Source organism: Methylomonas stagni, from assembly GCF_050154735.1.
In the GTDB taxonomy this organism is placed as follows: domain Bacteria; phylum Pseudomonadota; class Gammaproteobacteria; order Methylococcales; family Methylomonadaceae; genus Methylomonas; species Methylomonas koyamae_A.
This window is the reverse complement of the sequence record NZ_CP189557.1, coordinates 2034878-2049005: the sequence shown is the minus strand read 5'-3', so window position 1 is coordinate 2049005 and position 14128 is coordinate 2034878. Positions and strand designations below refer to the sequence as shown.

The 14128-nt window shown below is 55.6% G+C and carries 13 protein-coding genes; 3 read left to right on the top strand and 10 right to left on the bottom strand.

Annotation, left to right across the window (positions count from 1 at the left end):
* From ACP4CD_RS09530 to ACP4CD_RS09505, 6 genes are read right to left on the bottom strand one after another with little or no spacing between them, the layout of a single operon-like run.
* The gene (locus tag ACP4CD_RS09530; protein ID WP_426994364.1) at positions 1-1632 is read right to left on the bottom strand and encodes a copper resistance D family protein; all 1632 of its coding nucleotides are present in this window, start codon (positions 1630-1632) and stop codon (positions 1-3) included.
* 6 nt (positions 1633-1638) lie between these two features.
* Positions 1639-1998 (bottom strand): copper resistance CopC family protein, encoded by a 360-nt coding sequence (locus ACP4CD_RS09525; RefSeq protein WP_082885400.1) that lies wholly within the window; start codon positions 1996-1998, stop codon positions 1639-1641.
* Between the two features lie 10 nt (positions 1999-2008).
* Complete coding sequence (locus tag ACP4CD_RS09520) at positions 2009-3394, bottom strand: aspartate aminotransferase family protein (protein WP_426994363.1); 1386 nt, start codon at positions 3392-3394, stop codon at positions 2009-2011.
* 57 nt (positions 3395-3451) lie between these two features.
* Positions 3452-4153 carry a phosphorylase gene (locus ACP4CD_RS09515; protein ID WP_064026246.1) on the bottom strand — a complete coding sequence of 234 codons (702 nt, stop codon included), beginning with the start codon at positions 4151-4153 and terminating at the stop codon, positions 3452-3454.
* Position 4154: 1 nt separating this feature from the next.
* A complete protein-coding gene (shc, locus tag ACP4CD_RS09510) occupies positions 4155-6110 on the bottom strand; it encodes a squalene--hopene cyclase (protein ID WP_426994362.1) in 1956 nt (651 codons plus the stop codon).
* A gap of 9 nt (positions 6111-6119) precedes the next feature.
* A complete protein-coding gene (locus ACP4CD_RS09505) occupies positions 6120-7211 on the bottom strand; it encodes a phytoene/squalene synthase family protein (protein WP_071159356.1) in 1092 nt (363 codons plus the stop codon).
* 437 nt (positions 7212-7648) lie between these two features.
* Here ACP4CD_RS09505 and hpnH point away from each other — a divergent pair, with 437 nt between their 5' ends.
* The 3 genes from hpnH to ACP4CD_RS09490 all read left to right on the top strand — a co-directional run bounded on the left by hpnH (position 7649) and on the right by ACP4CD_RS09490 (position 10284).
* A complete protein-coding gene (hpnH, locus tag ACP4CD_RS09500) occupies positions 7649-8749 on the top strand; it encodes an adenosyl-hopene transferase HpnH (RefSeq protein ID WP_281022711.1) in 1101 nt (366 codons plus the stop codon).
* 67 nt (positions 8750-8816) lie between these two features.
* Entirely contained in the window at positions 8817-9422 is a 606-nt protein-coding gene (locus ACP4CD_RS09495; protein ID WP_064026260.1) for an ABC transporter substrate-binding protein, read from the top strand.
* Between the two features lie 22 nt (positions 9423-9444).
* Positions 9445-10284, top strand: a complete 840-nt coding sequence (locus ACP4CD_RS09490; RefSeq protein WP_426994361.1) for an MlaA family lipoprotein — start codon at positions 9445-9447, stop codon at positions 10282-10284.
* A gap of 227 nt (positions 10285-10511) precedes the next feature.
* Here the strand turns inward: ACP4CD_RS09490 and ACP4CD_RS09485 are convergent, their stop codons facing one another.
* The 4 genes from ACP4CD_RS09485 to ACP4CD_RS09470 are packed head-to-tail and all read right to left on the bottom strand — an operon-like array spanning position 10512 to position 14075.
* Complete coding sequence (locus ACP4CD_RS09485; RefSeq protein ID WP_064026256.1) at positions 10512-11027, bottom strand: adenine phosphoribosyltransferase; 516 nt, start codon at positions 11025-11027, stop codon at positions 10512-10514.
* A 14-nt stretch (positions 11028-11041) separates the two neighbouring features.
* Positions 11042-12904 (bottom strand): 1-deoxy-D-xylulose-5-phosphate synthase, encoded by a 1863-nt coding sequence (gene dxs / locus ACP4CD_RS09480; protein WP_426994360.1) that lies wholly within the window; start codon positions 12902-12904, stop codon positions 11042-11044.
* Positions 12905-12955: 51 nt separating this feature from the next.
* Positions 12956-13849, bottom strand: a complete 894-nt coding sequence (ispA, locus tag ACP4CD_RS09475) for a (2E,6E)-farnesyl diphosphate synthase (protein ID WP_064031836.1) — start codon at positions 13847-13849, stop codon at positions 12956-12958.
* Positions 13842-14075 (bottom strand): exodeoxyribonuclease VII small subunit, encoded by a 234-nt coding sequence (locus ACP4CD_RS09470; RefSeq protein WP_064031835.1) that lies wholly within the window; start codon positions 14073-14075, stop codon positions 13842-13844. Before ACP4CD_RS09470 ends, ispA begins: the two co-directional genes overlap by 8 nt.
* Positions 14076-14128: the final 53 nt, after the last annotated feature.

The window sequence follows — 14128 nt, the reverse complement described above, 5'->3', positions numbered from 1 at the left end:
TTAGTACAGGGGTTCGCGGTAGAACATCAGAATCACGCCGATTTGGAATAGCGCAAAAACCGAGATAAAGCCGGCCACGTTTTTGCCCGGCGCGTCCAATTTCAGCTCCAGCCAACGGCCGCAAGCCAGGATTAGCGCGAACACGCCCATCAGGGTGTGGCCGACCTGGATTAGAAACGCGGTTTTAGCCTCGAAGCCGACATGCGAGTGCGCTAGCAGCATCATGCCGCCGAAGGCCGACATCAGCGGAAACAAATAGGGCAGAATACCGGGGTCGGCCTTGACGCGGGCGCGGGTCTCGTACAAGCCCAGCATGAACACCAGAAAGGTGGCGATCCGGTGTTGCAAAATCTCGCCGTTGTTGAAAGTGCTATCCCAAAAGCCGATCGGACCCAACGGCCAGCTCTCGGCGTCGGAACGGAAGAACAGGAATATCCCGAGTCCCATGAAGCCGATCGGCCAGTAGCGCGCCCAGTTGTGAAAGCGCTCCGAGTAGGACAGCATCGCGAAAAAACTCATCGCGGTCAGGAATATACCGGAGATGTTGTGGTTGTAATCCGACCAGGCGGTGGCGGCTTCCGACGGGATTTGGCCGACGATGGCGACTCGGCCGGCCTCGCCGGCGAGCAGGGCTTCGTGGGTTGGCGATTCCCAACGCGGTATGCGCGGGTGAAACATGTTCAACACTTCTTCCCAGGTTGCGGTCAGGTGCGGAATATCGACCGACGGCGGTTGCGAGGCCAGACTAGCGGCGGTGAACAGAATGGTCAACAGAATCAGGGTTTCCGCTTCGATGTAGTAGGGCACCCGGGCGGTCAGCACGTACTGGCTGCGGCTGGTGAAGTACTCTCGGACGGCGGATTTGTTCATCCAGGCAAAGCCCAATGCCAGTCCCATCATCATGATTTTCACGGTTAGCAGGTTGCCGTAACCGGCGCCGATAAAACCCTGGAAGGTGCGAATGTAATACCAGGCTAGCGGCGTACCGGTCACCAGCAGCAAGCCGACCGCGCCTATCCCCAGGCCGGAGAAACGCTTCAACAGCAGCGGCCAGACTTCCTCGGCGATGGCGTTTTGCTTGCGCAAGCCCCACAGAGCCAGTATTTGGAAAATGCCGCCGACCCAGGCCGCCGCTGCGATCTGATGGCTGACGGTCAAGGTCATTAGCAAACCGCGGTCTTCCAGGCGACTGGCTCCGTGGACCAGCCAGGCGGCGGCTATCACTAGCGGCACGATAATGGCGATCGCGATTTGCCAGTGCCGTTTGGAACGTAAGTGGTGTTTCAGGCCGAATTTGATGAATAAATACAGCGCAAAGGCAAATAGTGCGCGGGCCACGCCGGCGTTGAATTGCACGGTGTGAAAAAACGCCGGGAACGGCGATTTGCCCAATGTAACGGCCATTAGCCAAATTTTCAGACCGATTTTCGACAATTGGGTGATGACCACGGCTTTGCTGCCGAAGTGGATCAGATTGACGGTTCTGTCCAGTAACGCGCTATTGTAATTGGCGGTTTCGTCCCAGGGGCGCAAAACGAACAAGCCCCACAGCAAGCCGCCAATGGCGATGGAGTAGAAGGTCAGATCGACGCCGCCGATCAACGAGTCTAAATAATTGGCAATGCCTTCCATAAGGATTTATTTGGGTTCTTTAACGAAAAAGCGCAGCAGGTCTTCACTGAGATGACCGTCCGCGGCGAAAATCTTCAGTTTGATCGCATACTCGCCGGGCGCCAAGGCCGGCAGGTCGAGCAGCACTTGGCCGGGTTTGGCGCCGAGCGAGGCGCTGACCGGCGTCATCACGTCGCCGGCGCTGACCAGAAACACTTCCGACAAATCGAGCTCCACTTTCGAATTGAACGACAATTCGACCTGGCTGGCTTGATTGACCGGCACCGGTTTCAATTTCAACGAGTTATGGGTAACGACGGCGTGACCGAACGCAATGTTGCTGGTAGCCAGCGTTAAAATCAAAAGTATCCGTTGTAACGAGTGCATAACAATCTCCTTATTTCTTGTTTTTCAGAGCATGACTGGCTAGGTTTTTGCCCAGCGTCCAGATCGAGCCGGTGACGTTGTGGGTATCGGCGATGGTTTTTTCCATCGCGTCGACGATCCAGTCGCGGTCTTTTTGCGTCAGGTTAAGCGGCGGCAACAGCTTGACGACATTCATGCCGTGGCCCGCAACCTGACTGAGCACCCGATGTTCCTTGAACAGCGGGATCGTAATCATCTGACAGAACAGACCTTTGTTGGCCGCTTCCAGCATCGCCCAGGCGGCTTTTAGCCCCAGGCTCTTCGGCGACTGGAATTCGATCGCGATCATCGAGCCCTTGCCGCGCGCTTCCTTCAGGAATTCGTACTTCGGACTCATCGCATTCAACGTGGCGATGATGTCTTCGCCAATCTTGGCGCTGTTTTCCACCAGTTTTTCGTCGTGGATCACATGCAGGCTGGCCAGGCCGGCGGCCATCGCCATATTGTTTTTCGAGAAGGTCGAACCGTGGACGACGGCACGGTCCATCCGGTTGAACACCGTGTCCATGATTTTGGCGGTCATCGCCACGCCGCCGACCGGCACGAAGCCGCCGGACAGTGCTTTAGCCATCAAAATCATATCGGGCTTGACGCCCCAATGTTCAATCGCCCAGAACTTGCCGGTGCGGCCGATGCCGGTCTGGATTTCGTCTGCGACGAACAGCGTGCCGTATTTTTTACACAGGCGTTCGACTTCCGGCAGGTAGTCGTCGGACGGCAGGTTGACGCCCTTGCCTTGGATCGGCTCGACGATGAAGGCGGCGACGTCCTTGCCGCTAAGTGCTTGTTCCAGCGCGGCCAGATCGTTGAACGGCACCGCCGAACAGTTCGGCAATAAGGGGCCGAAGCCCTCGCGGAATATTTCCTCGCCGTTCAGCGACAAGGCACCCATGGTCAGACCGTGATAGCCGTGTTCGCAATAAACGATGCGCGGCCGCTTGGTGGTGTAACGGGCGAATTTGATGGCGGCTTCGACCGCCTCGGTGCCTGAGTTGCAGAAAAACATTTTTTCCAAATTGTCCGGACAGGTGGCGATGATTTCCTTCGCCAGTAAGCCGCTCAATAAGGAAACGTCCATTTGCACCAGATTCGGTAATTCCAGCGTCAAGGTTTCTTGCAAGGCCTTGACGATGGTTGGGTGATTGCGGCCCATCGCGAATACGCCGAAACCGCTCAGCAAATCCAAGTACTCGTTGCCTGCATCGTCGTACAGGTATTGGCCGATCGCTCGCTGGTATTTGCGGTCGTAACCGATGGTGCGCAGGACTCGCACCATTTGGTTGTTAAGGTATTGCTCGTGCAGATCGAATTTTTCATCGAAGTGCTGAGCAAACAGATCGGCAATGCTGAAGGACATGTAATACCTCTTAAGGATGCGCCAGCGCCGCAATCGGCGGCGTCGGCGTGGATTTTTCTAATAAATAACGATTTCGTTTAAGTGTTTGGCGATGGTTTTCAGCGTCTTTTGGGCGGCGCCGAAATGTCGGCCGAGTTTGATCAATCCTGGAAGCTCCCAAGGATGATTCAGCAAGTGGCGCAGTAATTTAGCCATCTCGACGCGGCCTTGATCGTTCAAGGCACCGACCACCGCGCGCGGCAGGTCCATCGCGGCCGGATCGGCGATCGCGCGCAATACCAGGAATGGTAAATTGGCTTGACTGGCGACTTTGGCAATCGCGCCGCTTTCCATGTCCAACGCTACCGCGCCGGTTTCGCGGTGAATCAGTTGTTTGTCGCTACTCAGCGCGACGATACGCGCTTCGGTGGAGAGATTGCCGCTCCCCACCGTCAGGCGTTCGCTGAGTCGGTTGCGCATTTTGTGCGACCAACGTTTGTCGGTTTCGTAACTTTGACGGTCGAAAAAAATCTGGTCCGCGACTACCAGAACGCCGGGCCGCAACTGCGGCGCCAATGCCGCCGCGCAACCCCAGCTGATCAGCCGATCGGCGCCCTTGGCGATGAGCAGGCGAGCGGCGCTAGCGGCATTGTTGGGACCGGCGCCGGCATAAGCGACCAGGATGTCGGCGCTTATTCGGCAACATTCGCCGCGCGCCAATTTCCGGGAAGTCAGCGTGGCAAGTTCTTCTGGCAGGGCAACGACGATTCCGCAACTCACGTTACTGTTTATTCAGTTCGTTGCGGTATCGGGCCAAAGCCCACAACGGGAAGAACTTGTCGTAGCCGTGATATTTCAAATAAAACACCTTAGGAAAGCCGGGTGCGGTAAAGCAGGGGTCGTTCCAGACGCCGTCGGCTTGTTGGGTCCGCATCAGGAAGTCGATGCCGGCCTTGACTTCCGCGCTACGCGCTTCGCCGGCCGCGATCAGGCCCAATATCGCCCAAGCGGTTTGGAACGCGGTGCTGAAGTGGTAGCTGCCGCGATACTGAATGTCGTCGTGATAACTCAAGTTATCCTCGCCCCAGCCGCCGTCCTCGCGTTGCACGCTCTTTAGCCAAGCGGCCGCCTTGACGAACATCGGGTCGGTTTTCGGCACATCGGTTTGTTCCAGACCCAATAGGGTCGACCAAGTACCGTAGATGAAGTTGGTACCCCAGCGGCCGAACCAGGAGCCGTCGGCTTCCTGTTCGCCACGGATGTATTCGATCGTGCGTTGCAAGGCCGGACGGTATTCGTCGTGGTCCTTGGCGACGCGCGCCATCAACATGGCGCAACGGGCGCTGACGTCGACGGTCGGCGGATCGAGCAAGGCGCCGTGATCGGCGAACGGAATTTCGTTCAGGTAGTAATAGGTATTGTCGACGTCGAAGGCACCGTAGCCGCCGTTTTCCGATTGCATGCCGACGATCCAGCGCGTGGCGCGGTGGATGGATTCGTCCAGGTCGTCCAGGCCGGATTCGGCCATCGCGAAACCGACGATCGCGGTATCGTCCACATCGGGGTAATGCGGGTTGGCGAACTGGAAGGCCCAACCGCCGCCGGCTAAGTCGGGTTTCCGGACCCGCCAATCGCCGGGTTCGTCCGACAATTGCACGCTTTTCAACCAGTCGTAGGCATGGGACAGGGCCGCGGCGTTACCGCGTTTGTCGGCTTCGATCAATGCCATGCTGGCCAATGCGGTGTCCCAAACCGGCGACAAACAGGGTTGGCAATAGGCGTCTTTTTCGTTGACGACTAATAGTTTATCGATGGCTTGCCGGCAGATAGTCACATTCGGGTGGTCGTGCGGCATGCCGAGCAACAGCATCGCCTCGTAGGCGTTGACCATAGCCGGGAAGATGCCGCCCAGGCCGTCCTCGCCGTTCAAGCGTTCGGTGAACCAAGTCACGGCTTGGTCTATCGCGCGTTGGCGCATGCGGTTTGGGATCAAGGGTTCGGTGACTCGGCCCAGTTTATCCAGGGCCAGAAAGCATTTGTTCAACAACGTGCGTTCCGGGAAGTAGTGCTTCTCTTCGTCGGGGTGGACGACGAACAGTTCCAGGATGTCGATATTACGCGGATTCTTGGCCTTGGCTTTCAGCGTGCACAGGATGAACAGCGGCACCATCACGGTCCGCGACCAATAAGAAACCTTGTCCAAATGGAAAGGAAACCACTTAGGCAACAGCATGATTTCGACCGGGATGTAGGGTACGCCGCGCCAGGGCAATTGTTCGAATATGGCCAGAGCGATCCGGGTAAACACGTTGGCGCGCGCCGCGCCGCCTTGGGCCAGAATCCAGGTCCGTAGTTTGACCATGTGCGGCGCGTCGATGGCATCGCCGGCCATCTTCAGTGCGTAGTAGACCTTGACGCTGCAGCTGATGTCGCCGGGACCGCCCGTGAACAACGGATAACTGCCGTCGGGATTTTGCCGCCCGCGCAGGTAAACGGCGATCTTGGCTTGCAATTCTTCGTTAATGTCGTCCAGGTAATGCATCATCATGATGTATTCGGACGGGATGGTGCAGTCGGCTTCGAGTTCGAACACCCAATAACCCTTGGGATTTTGCAGGCTGAGCAATCGGGTTTGGGCGCGCTCGATGGCGATATTCAGCGCGCTTGACGCGTTGGATGTCGCCGAGCTGCTGGGTGAAAAGTCGTGGTTGCTCTCTACGGGGGCTTCAGTAAACATGGCGATTCCTTATTGTCCGGAGTGAGATACGGGTAAATACTGCCAGTCAGGCGTCTTCAGGCCACGGCTGGACAGATTGAATAAAAGCGACAAAAGCCAGTTGCTGCGAGCCGCTAATTTACTGGCGACTATCGTGGCCTTGACGCTGTTGCGGCTGATCTTGACCTGACTCGAATCATTGAAATCAAGGTGTTGCTTGATTTTTTTCAAGGTCAGTACCGCCATGCCCAGCGCCCACAGGCAAAAATTGCGAATGCCGGTTTCGTGGCTGGGCAGAAGTTGGGTGTAAGTCAGTGCGTTTTGCAGATGGCCGTGGGCAATGTCGATCAAATGTTCCAGGCCTTTCCGAAAGCGTTGGTCGTTGGTGGTCGGCGTCAGTTCGGTCAGTTTGAAACCGGTCTCGTCGAAAATATCTTGCGGCAGCCAGCACACGCCGCGTTTGGCGTCGTCCCAAATGTCCTTGAGAATGTTGGTCATTTGCAGGCCTTGACCGAAGGAAACCGACAGCTTCAATAGTTCCTCCCGATGGGCGGCGATTTCCGGAGAATAGTGACAGAACAGTTTTGCCAACATCTCGCCGACGCAGCCGGCGACGTAGTAGCAATAGTCGTCCATGTCCTTCATTGTTTTCAGGCCGGCGTGTAGATCCAGCGCCTGGTAAATAGGCATGCCGTTGGCCATCGTTTGCACGCATTCGGCTAGCGCTTGAATTTGCGCCGCGTCAAGACTGTGGGTGATCGCGATGACCCTTGGAATCACCCGGATCAAGCTGTGTTCGGCCGGAATGGTTTGTTCGGAAAGCAGTGGCGCCAATTCGGCGGCAAACGAGTCAGCGTGGGCGCCGGTCTTGACGACTTCGATAAAGCCGCGGCAGAAGTACTTTTTTTGCTCTGCATCCAGAGACACTTCGTCTTCGATGGTATCGACAATGCGGCACAGTAAGTAGGCATTGGCCACGGCCGTGTAGAGCGCGCCGGGCAATTGCGGAATGGTCAGGGCGAAAGTGCGCGACACGCCTTCAAGCAATACGGCTTGAAACCCGCTGTCCGGGAGCCGGTTGAGTTCGGCTATGTCGGTGATTGGCGATCGAGGTCCTTTCATGGTTTTACGGTCTATTGAAGATGTGTCAATGATAGTCGGTTTGTTGGTGATTTGCAAAGCGGTGTTGTTTTAGGGCAAATTTTTCGACGCCTTGCTTAAGGTAGGTCGTGAGTTAGTTGAGATTGTTTAAGTAAGTATATGATTTATAAATGTACTGATTTGTTGTGTTGGATCGGTTTTCCTATGGCGCGGCTGTTCAATTGAATAGATTTACCGCAAGCAATTTGCCGGCGTTGTTGCTTTTTCTTCATTCTTACTGGAGCGAATCCAGAAAAAGTAGTATTCTAGCGACATCTGCTTGTATCGCCGCACTGTATTTCACTAGTATTTCTCAGGTTTTATGGGGCCTCGGCGGCATACGGAAGGTTGGCTTGGGTTGTTGTTTTTTTTAACAACAAATCGATGTCAGTGTCTTGATAGATTTTGGAGAAAACGCTGTGAGTGTTCCTTTACGTCAGCAATGGGCTGTAGGTAGTTATCTGGTTAAGCAAAAACTCAAGGGTGTGAAAAAATACCCGTTGGTGTTGATGCTGGAGCCGTTGTTTAGATGCAACTTGGCTTGCGCCGGCTGCGGTAAAATCGATTACCCGGACGATATTCTCGACAAGCGCTTGTCGGTGCAAGAATGTCTGGATGCCGTGGACGAGTGCGGTGCGCCGATGGTCTCGATTCCGGGCGGCGAGCCTTTAATACACAAGGAAATGCCGCAAATCGTCGAAGGTATCGTCGCTAGAAAGAAATTCGTCTATCTTTGCACCAATGCGTTGTTGTTGCGCAAGCGCATCAACGATTACAAGCCTTCCCCGTATTTGACTTTTTCGGTACACCTGGATGGTTTGAAGCATCGCCACGATGCCTCCGTTTGTCAGGACGGCGTGTTCGACATTGCGATCGAGGCCATCAAGCTGGCCTTGGGCAAGGGCTTCCGAGTCACGATCAACTGTACGTTGTTCCAAGGCGAAACCCCTGAAGAAGTAGCCGAGTTCCTGGATTATGCGATGGACCTGGGCGTCGAAGGCGTGACGATCGCGCCGGGTTTCAGTTACGAGCGGGCGCCGCGTCAGGATGTGTTTATCCGCGGCGTGGATACCAAGAACCTGTTCCGGGGTATCTTCAAACTGGGCAAAAAACGCAAATGGAAGCTTAACCACTCGGCGCTCTATTTGGATTATCTGGCCGGCAATCAAAGTTACGATTGTACGCCGTGGGGTAACCCGACCCGGAATGTGTTTGGTTGGCAGAAGCCTTGCTATTTGCTGGCTGACGAAGGCAACGCCACGTCTTTTAAAGAGCTGCTGGAAGATACGCCCTGGGATAAATACGGCACCGTGAAAAATCCCAAATGCGCGAATTGCATGGCTCATTGCGGTTACGAGGCGACAGCGGTCGAAGATATGTTGGCGAATCCGTTGAAAGGACTTTGGGTGTCGTTACGCGGGCCGAAAACCTCCGGAGATATGGTTGCCGAGACGCAGCCTAACTATACCGGCGGTCGTAAAACCTCGATTTCGGAAATTCCGGTGAAAATCGAGTCTTAATGTAAATCACCGAGAGTGTAACTTGAATTGGCGCTGTAAACCGAACAGTTTGGATGGCAAGGCAATGATGTTGAGAAAGATCTTATTGGGTATTGGTTTTCTGGCGCTATTATGCGTTTCTTCGGCGGGCATTGCCGGCGAAATGACGGCACGGCAGGTCGTCGAGGGCTTTCAGAACGAGCTGTTGGACGTGATGAAGCAAGGTAAAGCGCTTGGTTTTCAGGGGCGATACGAAAAATTGGATGTTGCCGTCAAGAAAAGCCACGACTTGCCGAAAATTGCTCGTATTGTCGTCGGCAAGCAGTGGGAGGAGTTGGCACCCGAGCAGCAATCCAAGCTGGAAGAAGTATTCAGCAAATTAAGCGTGTCGGCTTACGCGCATAATTTCAAGGATTATTCGGGGGAATCGTTTAACTTCGTGTCAGAAGAGGAAACCGGTCGGGGTGGCGTGGTTATTCACACTAATCTGTTGATTCCAGGTGAAAAAGACGTCAAGTTCGATTACATGATGAAGAAAAAAGACGATGGTTGGCAGATTATCAATATAATAGCCGACGGCGTTAGCGATTTGGCTCTGAAGCGGTCCGACTACACAAGTGTGCTGAGTCGGGAAGGTTTCGATGCCTTGATCGCTAAAATTAACGAAAAGATCGATAGTTACGCGAAACAATAAGTCTGTTTTAGGAATTTCTGTAATGTTTAACCCCAGTTTTCAAGCGAAAAGTCAGGCTCCCCTGCTTTGGGCGCTGTTGGTTTCAGGCGCCTTGGTCGGTGGCGGATGCGCGACGACGGAGTCGCGTAGCGACCAAGCCGCCGGCAAGAGTAAGGATGTGTCTGGTTCTTCGAACTCCGTCGATCCGTACGAAGGATTCAACCGTTCGATGTATGGCTTCAACATGGGATTGGACAGGTATTTGCTCAAACCGGTCGCGGACGGTTACAAATACGTCACGCCGGATTTCATGGAAACCGGCGTCAGTAACTTTTTCAATAACCTTAAAGGCATCAACGTCGTGTTGAATGATGTTTTGCAAGGTAAGTTCGAACAAAGCGCGTCGGATACCGGCCGTTTTCTGGCGAATACCACATTCGGCGTCGCGGGTTTGTTCGATGTCGCCAGCGATTTGGGTTTGCAAAATAATGTCGAGGACTTTGGTCAAACCTTGGCGGTTTGGGGTGTCGATCAAGGCGCTTATTTGGTACTTCCGGTGCTGGGTCCTACCACGGTTCGCGACGGTGGGGCAGTCATTATCGATAAAGCCGCCAATCCGGGTACTTATGTGCCGGGCAGCGGCATCGTCGAAGGCATTAACGACCGCGCGAATGCCGAAGGCGCGCTGAATTTCATCGATGAAGCGGCGCTCGATCCTTATGTATTCACCCGCGAGTCATTCCTGCAGTATCGGAAAAACCTGATCAACGACGGTAAAGCCGATACCAGTAGTTACGATTTGGATGTCGACGCGGCGCTTGAAGAGACTTCGGGTTCAGAAGTCGAAAAAAAACAGTTCAGGAAAGCCGGCGCCGGCCGATAGCAGCAAAGTCGACCAACCGGTAGCCGCACCGGTCAAGTCCAGCGCCGTAGCAACGGCAGCGAGCCCGGCCTTCGAAAAAATGCTCAAATCCTTTGAGGAGGCCTCGGCTAAAATGGATAGGATTAGTAAAAAAAACCAGACACAAGCGTTAGTCTGAGCTGATTAGGTGTTTGCTAATAACAAAAAAGGCCGGTTTTACCGGCCTTTTTTGTTGGAAAGCACTCGAATTAATAGTGCAGCAAGGAATGAATTTCGTACCCTTGCAAATTCCCTCTCCCGTTCAGAAAATCCAATTCGACGACGAAAGCGCATGCCACCACGCTGGCGCCGAGTTTTTCGATCAATTCGCAACTGGCCTTCGCCGTACCGCCGGTTGCCAACAAGTCGTCTATCAGCAGCACTTTATCTTTGCTATCGACGGCATCGATATGTACCTCAAGTTCCGCGGAGCCATATTCCAGATCGTAAGACACGCTTTGTACGTCGTAGGGCAACTTGCCGGGCTTTCGTAGCGGGACGAACGGAATACCCAGTTCCCAGGCAACTAGAGAGCCGAAAATGAAGCCGCGGGCTTCCATGCCGGCTACCGCAGTAATGTCGCGGCCGAGAAACGGATGTAACAGTTGATGTACAGCCAGCCGTAGCGTGGCCGGGTCCTTGACCAGTGGCGTGATGTCCTTGAAGACGATACCGGGTTTTGGGAAATCGGGAATGTCGCGAATTTTGTTTCTGAGTCTGTCCATTGTTGCCTCTTGTCTCAAGCGCAAAACGCCTCAATGCTGGCCAACAGGCCCTTGGCGTCGAGTCCGCACAAGCCGAGCAGTTGTTCTCTGGAGCCCTGCTCGACGAAGCGGTCGGGCAAGCCGAGGGTCAGGACCGGCATCAGTATCCGCTGCGCTTGCAGGAATTCCAGTACCGCACTACCGGCCCCGCCGGCAATGACGTTTTCCTCGACCGTGACGAACACGTCGTGGGTTTTGGCGAGTTCCAGAATCAAGCTTTCATCAAGGGGCTTGACGAAGCGCATGTTGGCGACCGTGGCACCCAGTTGCTTGCCGGCTTCGACGGCCGGGGCGACCATCGCCCCCCAGGCCAGGATGGCAATCCGGCCGCCCTGGTGGCGAATCTCGCCCTGGCCGATCTCGATGTCGGTCAGGCGCGGATCGATCGCCGCGCCGGGCCCCTTGCCGCGCGGATAGCGCACCGAGGCTGGGCCGTGGTAATGGAAGCCGGTGGTCAGCATCTGCCGGCACTCGTTCTCGTCGGCCGGGGCCATCACTAGCATGTTCGGAATGCAGCGTAGATAGCTGTAGTCGAAGGCGCCGGCATGGGTCGGGCCGTCCGGGCCGACCAGACCGGCTCGATCCAGCGCAAACAACACGTCCAGATTCTGCAAGGCCACGTCGTGGATCAACTGGTCGTAACCGCGTTGTAAAAAGGTCGAATAAATCGCCACCACTGGCTTGGCGCCTTGGCAGGCCTGGCCGGCGGCCAGGGTCACCGCGTGCTGCTCGGCGATGGCCACGTCGAAATAGCGTTGCGGGTATTGCTGGGAAAACTCGACCAACCCCGAGCCTTCGCGCATGGCCGGGGTAATCCCCAGCAGCCGCTCGTCCTCGGCCGCCATGTCGCACAACCAACGGCTGAACACCTCGGTATAGGTTGGATGTGGCGACGGCGCCGCCTTGGGCAGAAAATCCTGGGTCGGATCGAAGGCCGGCACGCCGTGGTAAGCCAAGGGGTCCTTCTCGGCCGGCGCATAGCCCTTGCCCTTCTTGGTGACCACGTGCAAAAACACCGGTCCGCGCAAATCCTTGAGCTTGTCCAGGGTCGACACCAGGATCTCCAGATCGTGGCCGTCGATCGGTCCGAAATAATTAAAGCCCAACTCCTCGAACAAGGTCCCCGGCACGATCATGCCCTTGACGTGTTCTTCCGCCTTGCGCGCCAACTCCCAAACGCTGGGCATGCTGGACAAGGCCTTCTTGCTTTCCTGGCGGACCGAGGAATACAGCTTGCTGGACAAAATCTTGGTCAGATAATTGTTCATCGCCCCGACCGGCGGCGAAATCGACATCTCGTTGTCGTTCAGAATCACCAACAGATTGGCATTGACGTCGCCGGCATGATTCATCGCCTCGAAGGCCATGCCGCCGGTGATCGAACCGTCGCCGATGATGGCCACCATCTTCTTGTCCTCGCCGCGCAACTGCGAAGCGATCGCCATGCCCAAGGCCGCGCTGATCGAAGTCGAGGAATGGCCGACGCCGAAGGCATCGTATTCGCTCTCGGCCCGGCACGGAAAGGCCGACACCCCGCCCAAGGTGCGGATCGTGGTCATTCTGTCCTTGCGGCCGGTCAGAATCTTGTGCGGATAGGCCTGATGGCCGACATCCCAAACCAATTGATCGACCGGGGTATTGAATACGTAATGCAGCGCCACGGTCAATTCCACGGTGCCCAGGCCGGCCGCGAAATGGCCGCCGGAAATGCTGACGGTATGGGTCAGAAACCGGCGCACCTCGTCGGCCAAGGCCTGGAGCTGCTCGGGCGCCAGCGCGCGGATGTCGGTCGGGCTGGCGATGGTGTTCAGTAACGGGAATGTTCCGGAAAGCGTCATGTCGTGATTGGGTTTCTTCGGATTACCGATGGCGGTCGTGTTGCGGTTCGATTAATGGGTGCGCTCGATAATGTATAAAGACAGCTCGCGCAGCAGATCGGCTTCGTCACCGAAACCGGCCAAACTTTCGACGGCTTGCTCGTGCAGCTCTTGGGCTTTTTGTTTGGCGCCGGCCATGCCCAGCAACGCGGGGTAGGTCGGTTTATCATTGTTCACATCCTTACCTTGGGTTTTGCCCAAGGTGGCGGTGTCGGCCTCGATGTCGAGTATGTCGTCCTTGACCTGAAACGACAGGCCTATGCATTTAGCGTAATGATCCAGTTTTTTGGCGGCATCGGTCGCTAAATCCGGTTTGGAGAGCGCGGCCAGATTGACGCTCGCGCGAATCAGCGCCCCGGTTTTATGGATGTGCATGTTCTCCAGCTCGGGTAACGTCAGTTTACGGCCTACCGATCCCAAATCAATGGCTTGGCCGCCCACCATGCCTTGCGAACCGCTGGCGCGAGTCAACGCCGCGATCATCTTGACTCGGGCTTCCGCGCCGACCTTGATGGCGGCGTCGTTGGCCAACACGTCGAAGGCCAGCGCCTGCAAGGCGTCGCCGGCCAAAATCGCGGTGGCTTCGTCGAAGGCTTTATGGCAGGTCGGTTTGCCGCGGCGCAGGTCGTCGTCGTCCATGGCCGGCAGGTCGTCGTGAATTAGCGAATAAACGTGGATGAACTCGACCGCGCAAGCTTGGGCGTCCAAAGCGTCCTCGGCAATGCCCAATGCTTGACCGGTTGCGTAAGTTAATAGCGGGCGGGTCCGTTTGCCGCCATCCAACACGGAATAACGCATGGCTTGATGCAAAGTTTGCGGCAGAATATTTTCGCCCGGTAGTCGAACGTCCAGAGCGCGTTCCACGCGATTTTGACAGGCGGTCAGGTAGTCTTTCAGTTTACTCATCGGTGAATGGCTCCAGGGTTTGTTGGCCGTTTTTTTCTAATAGGATGTGCACTTTTTGCTCGGCGTCCTGCAAGGCTTGCTGGCAGGTGCGGGTGAGCTTGATGCCGCGCTCGAACGACTTTAACGATTCTTCCAAAGAGATGTCGCCGCGCTCCATTTGCTCGACCAATTTCTCCAGTTCTTCCATCGCTTCCTCAAATTGGGATGCGCTTTTGCGTCTCGACATATAATGCGCTGATGTGCTCGAAAAAATGACCGAGCATTATAGTATGAATTAAC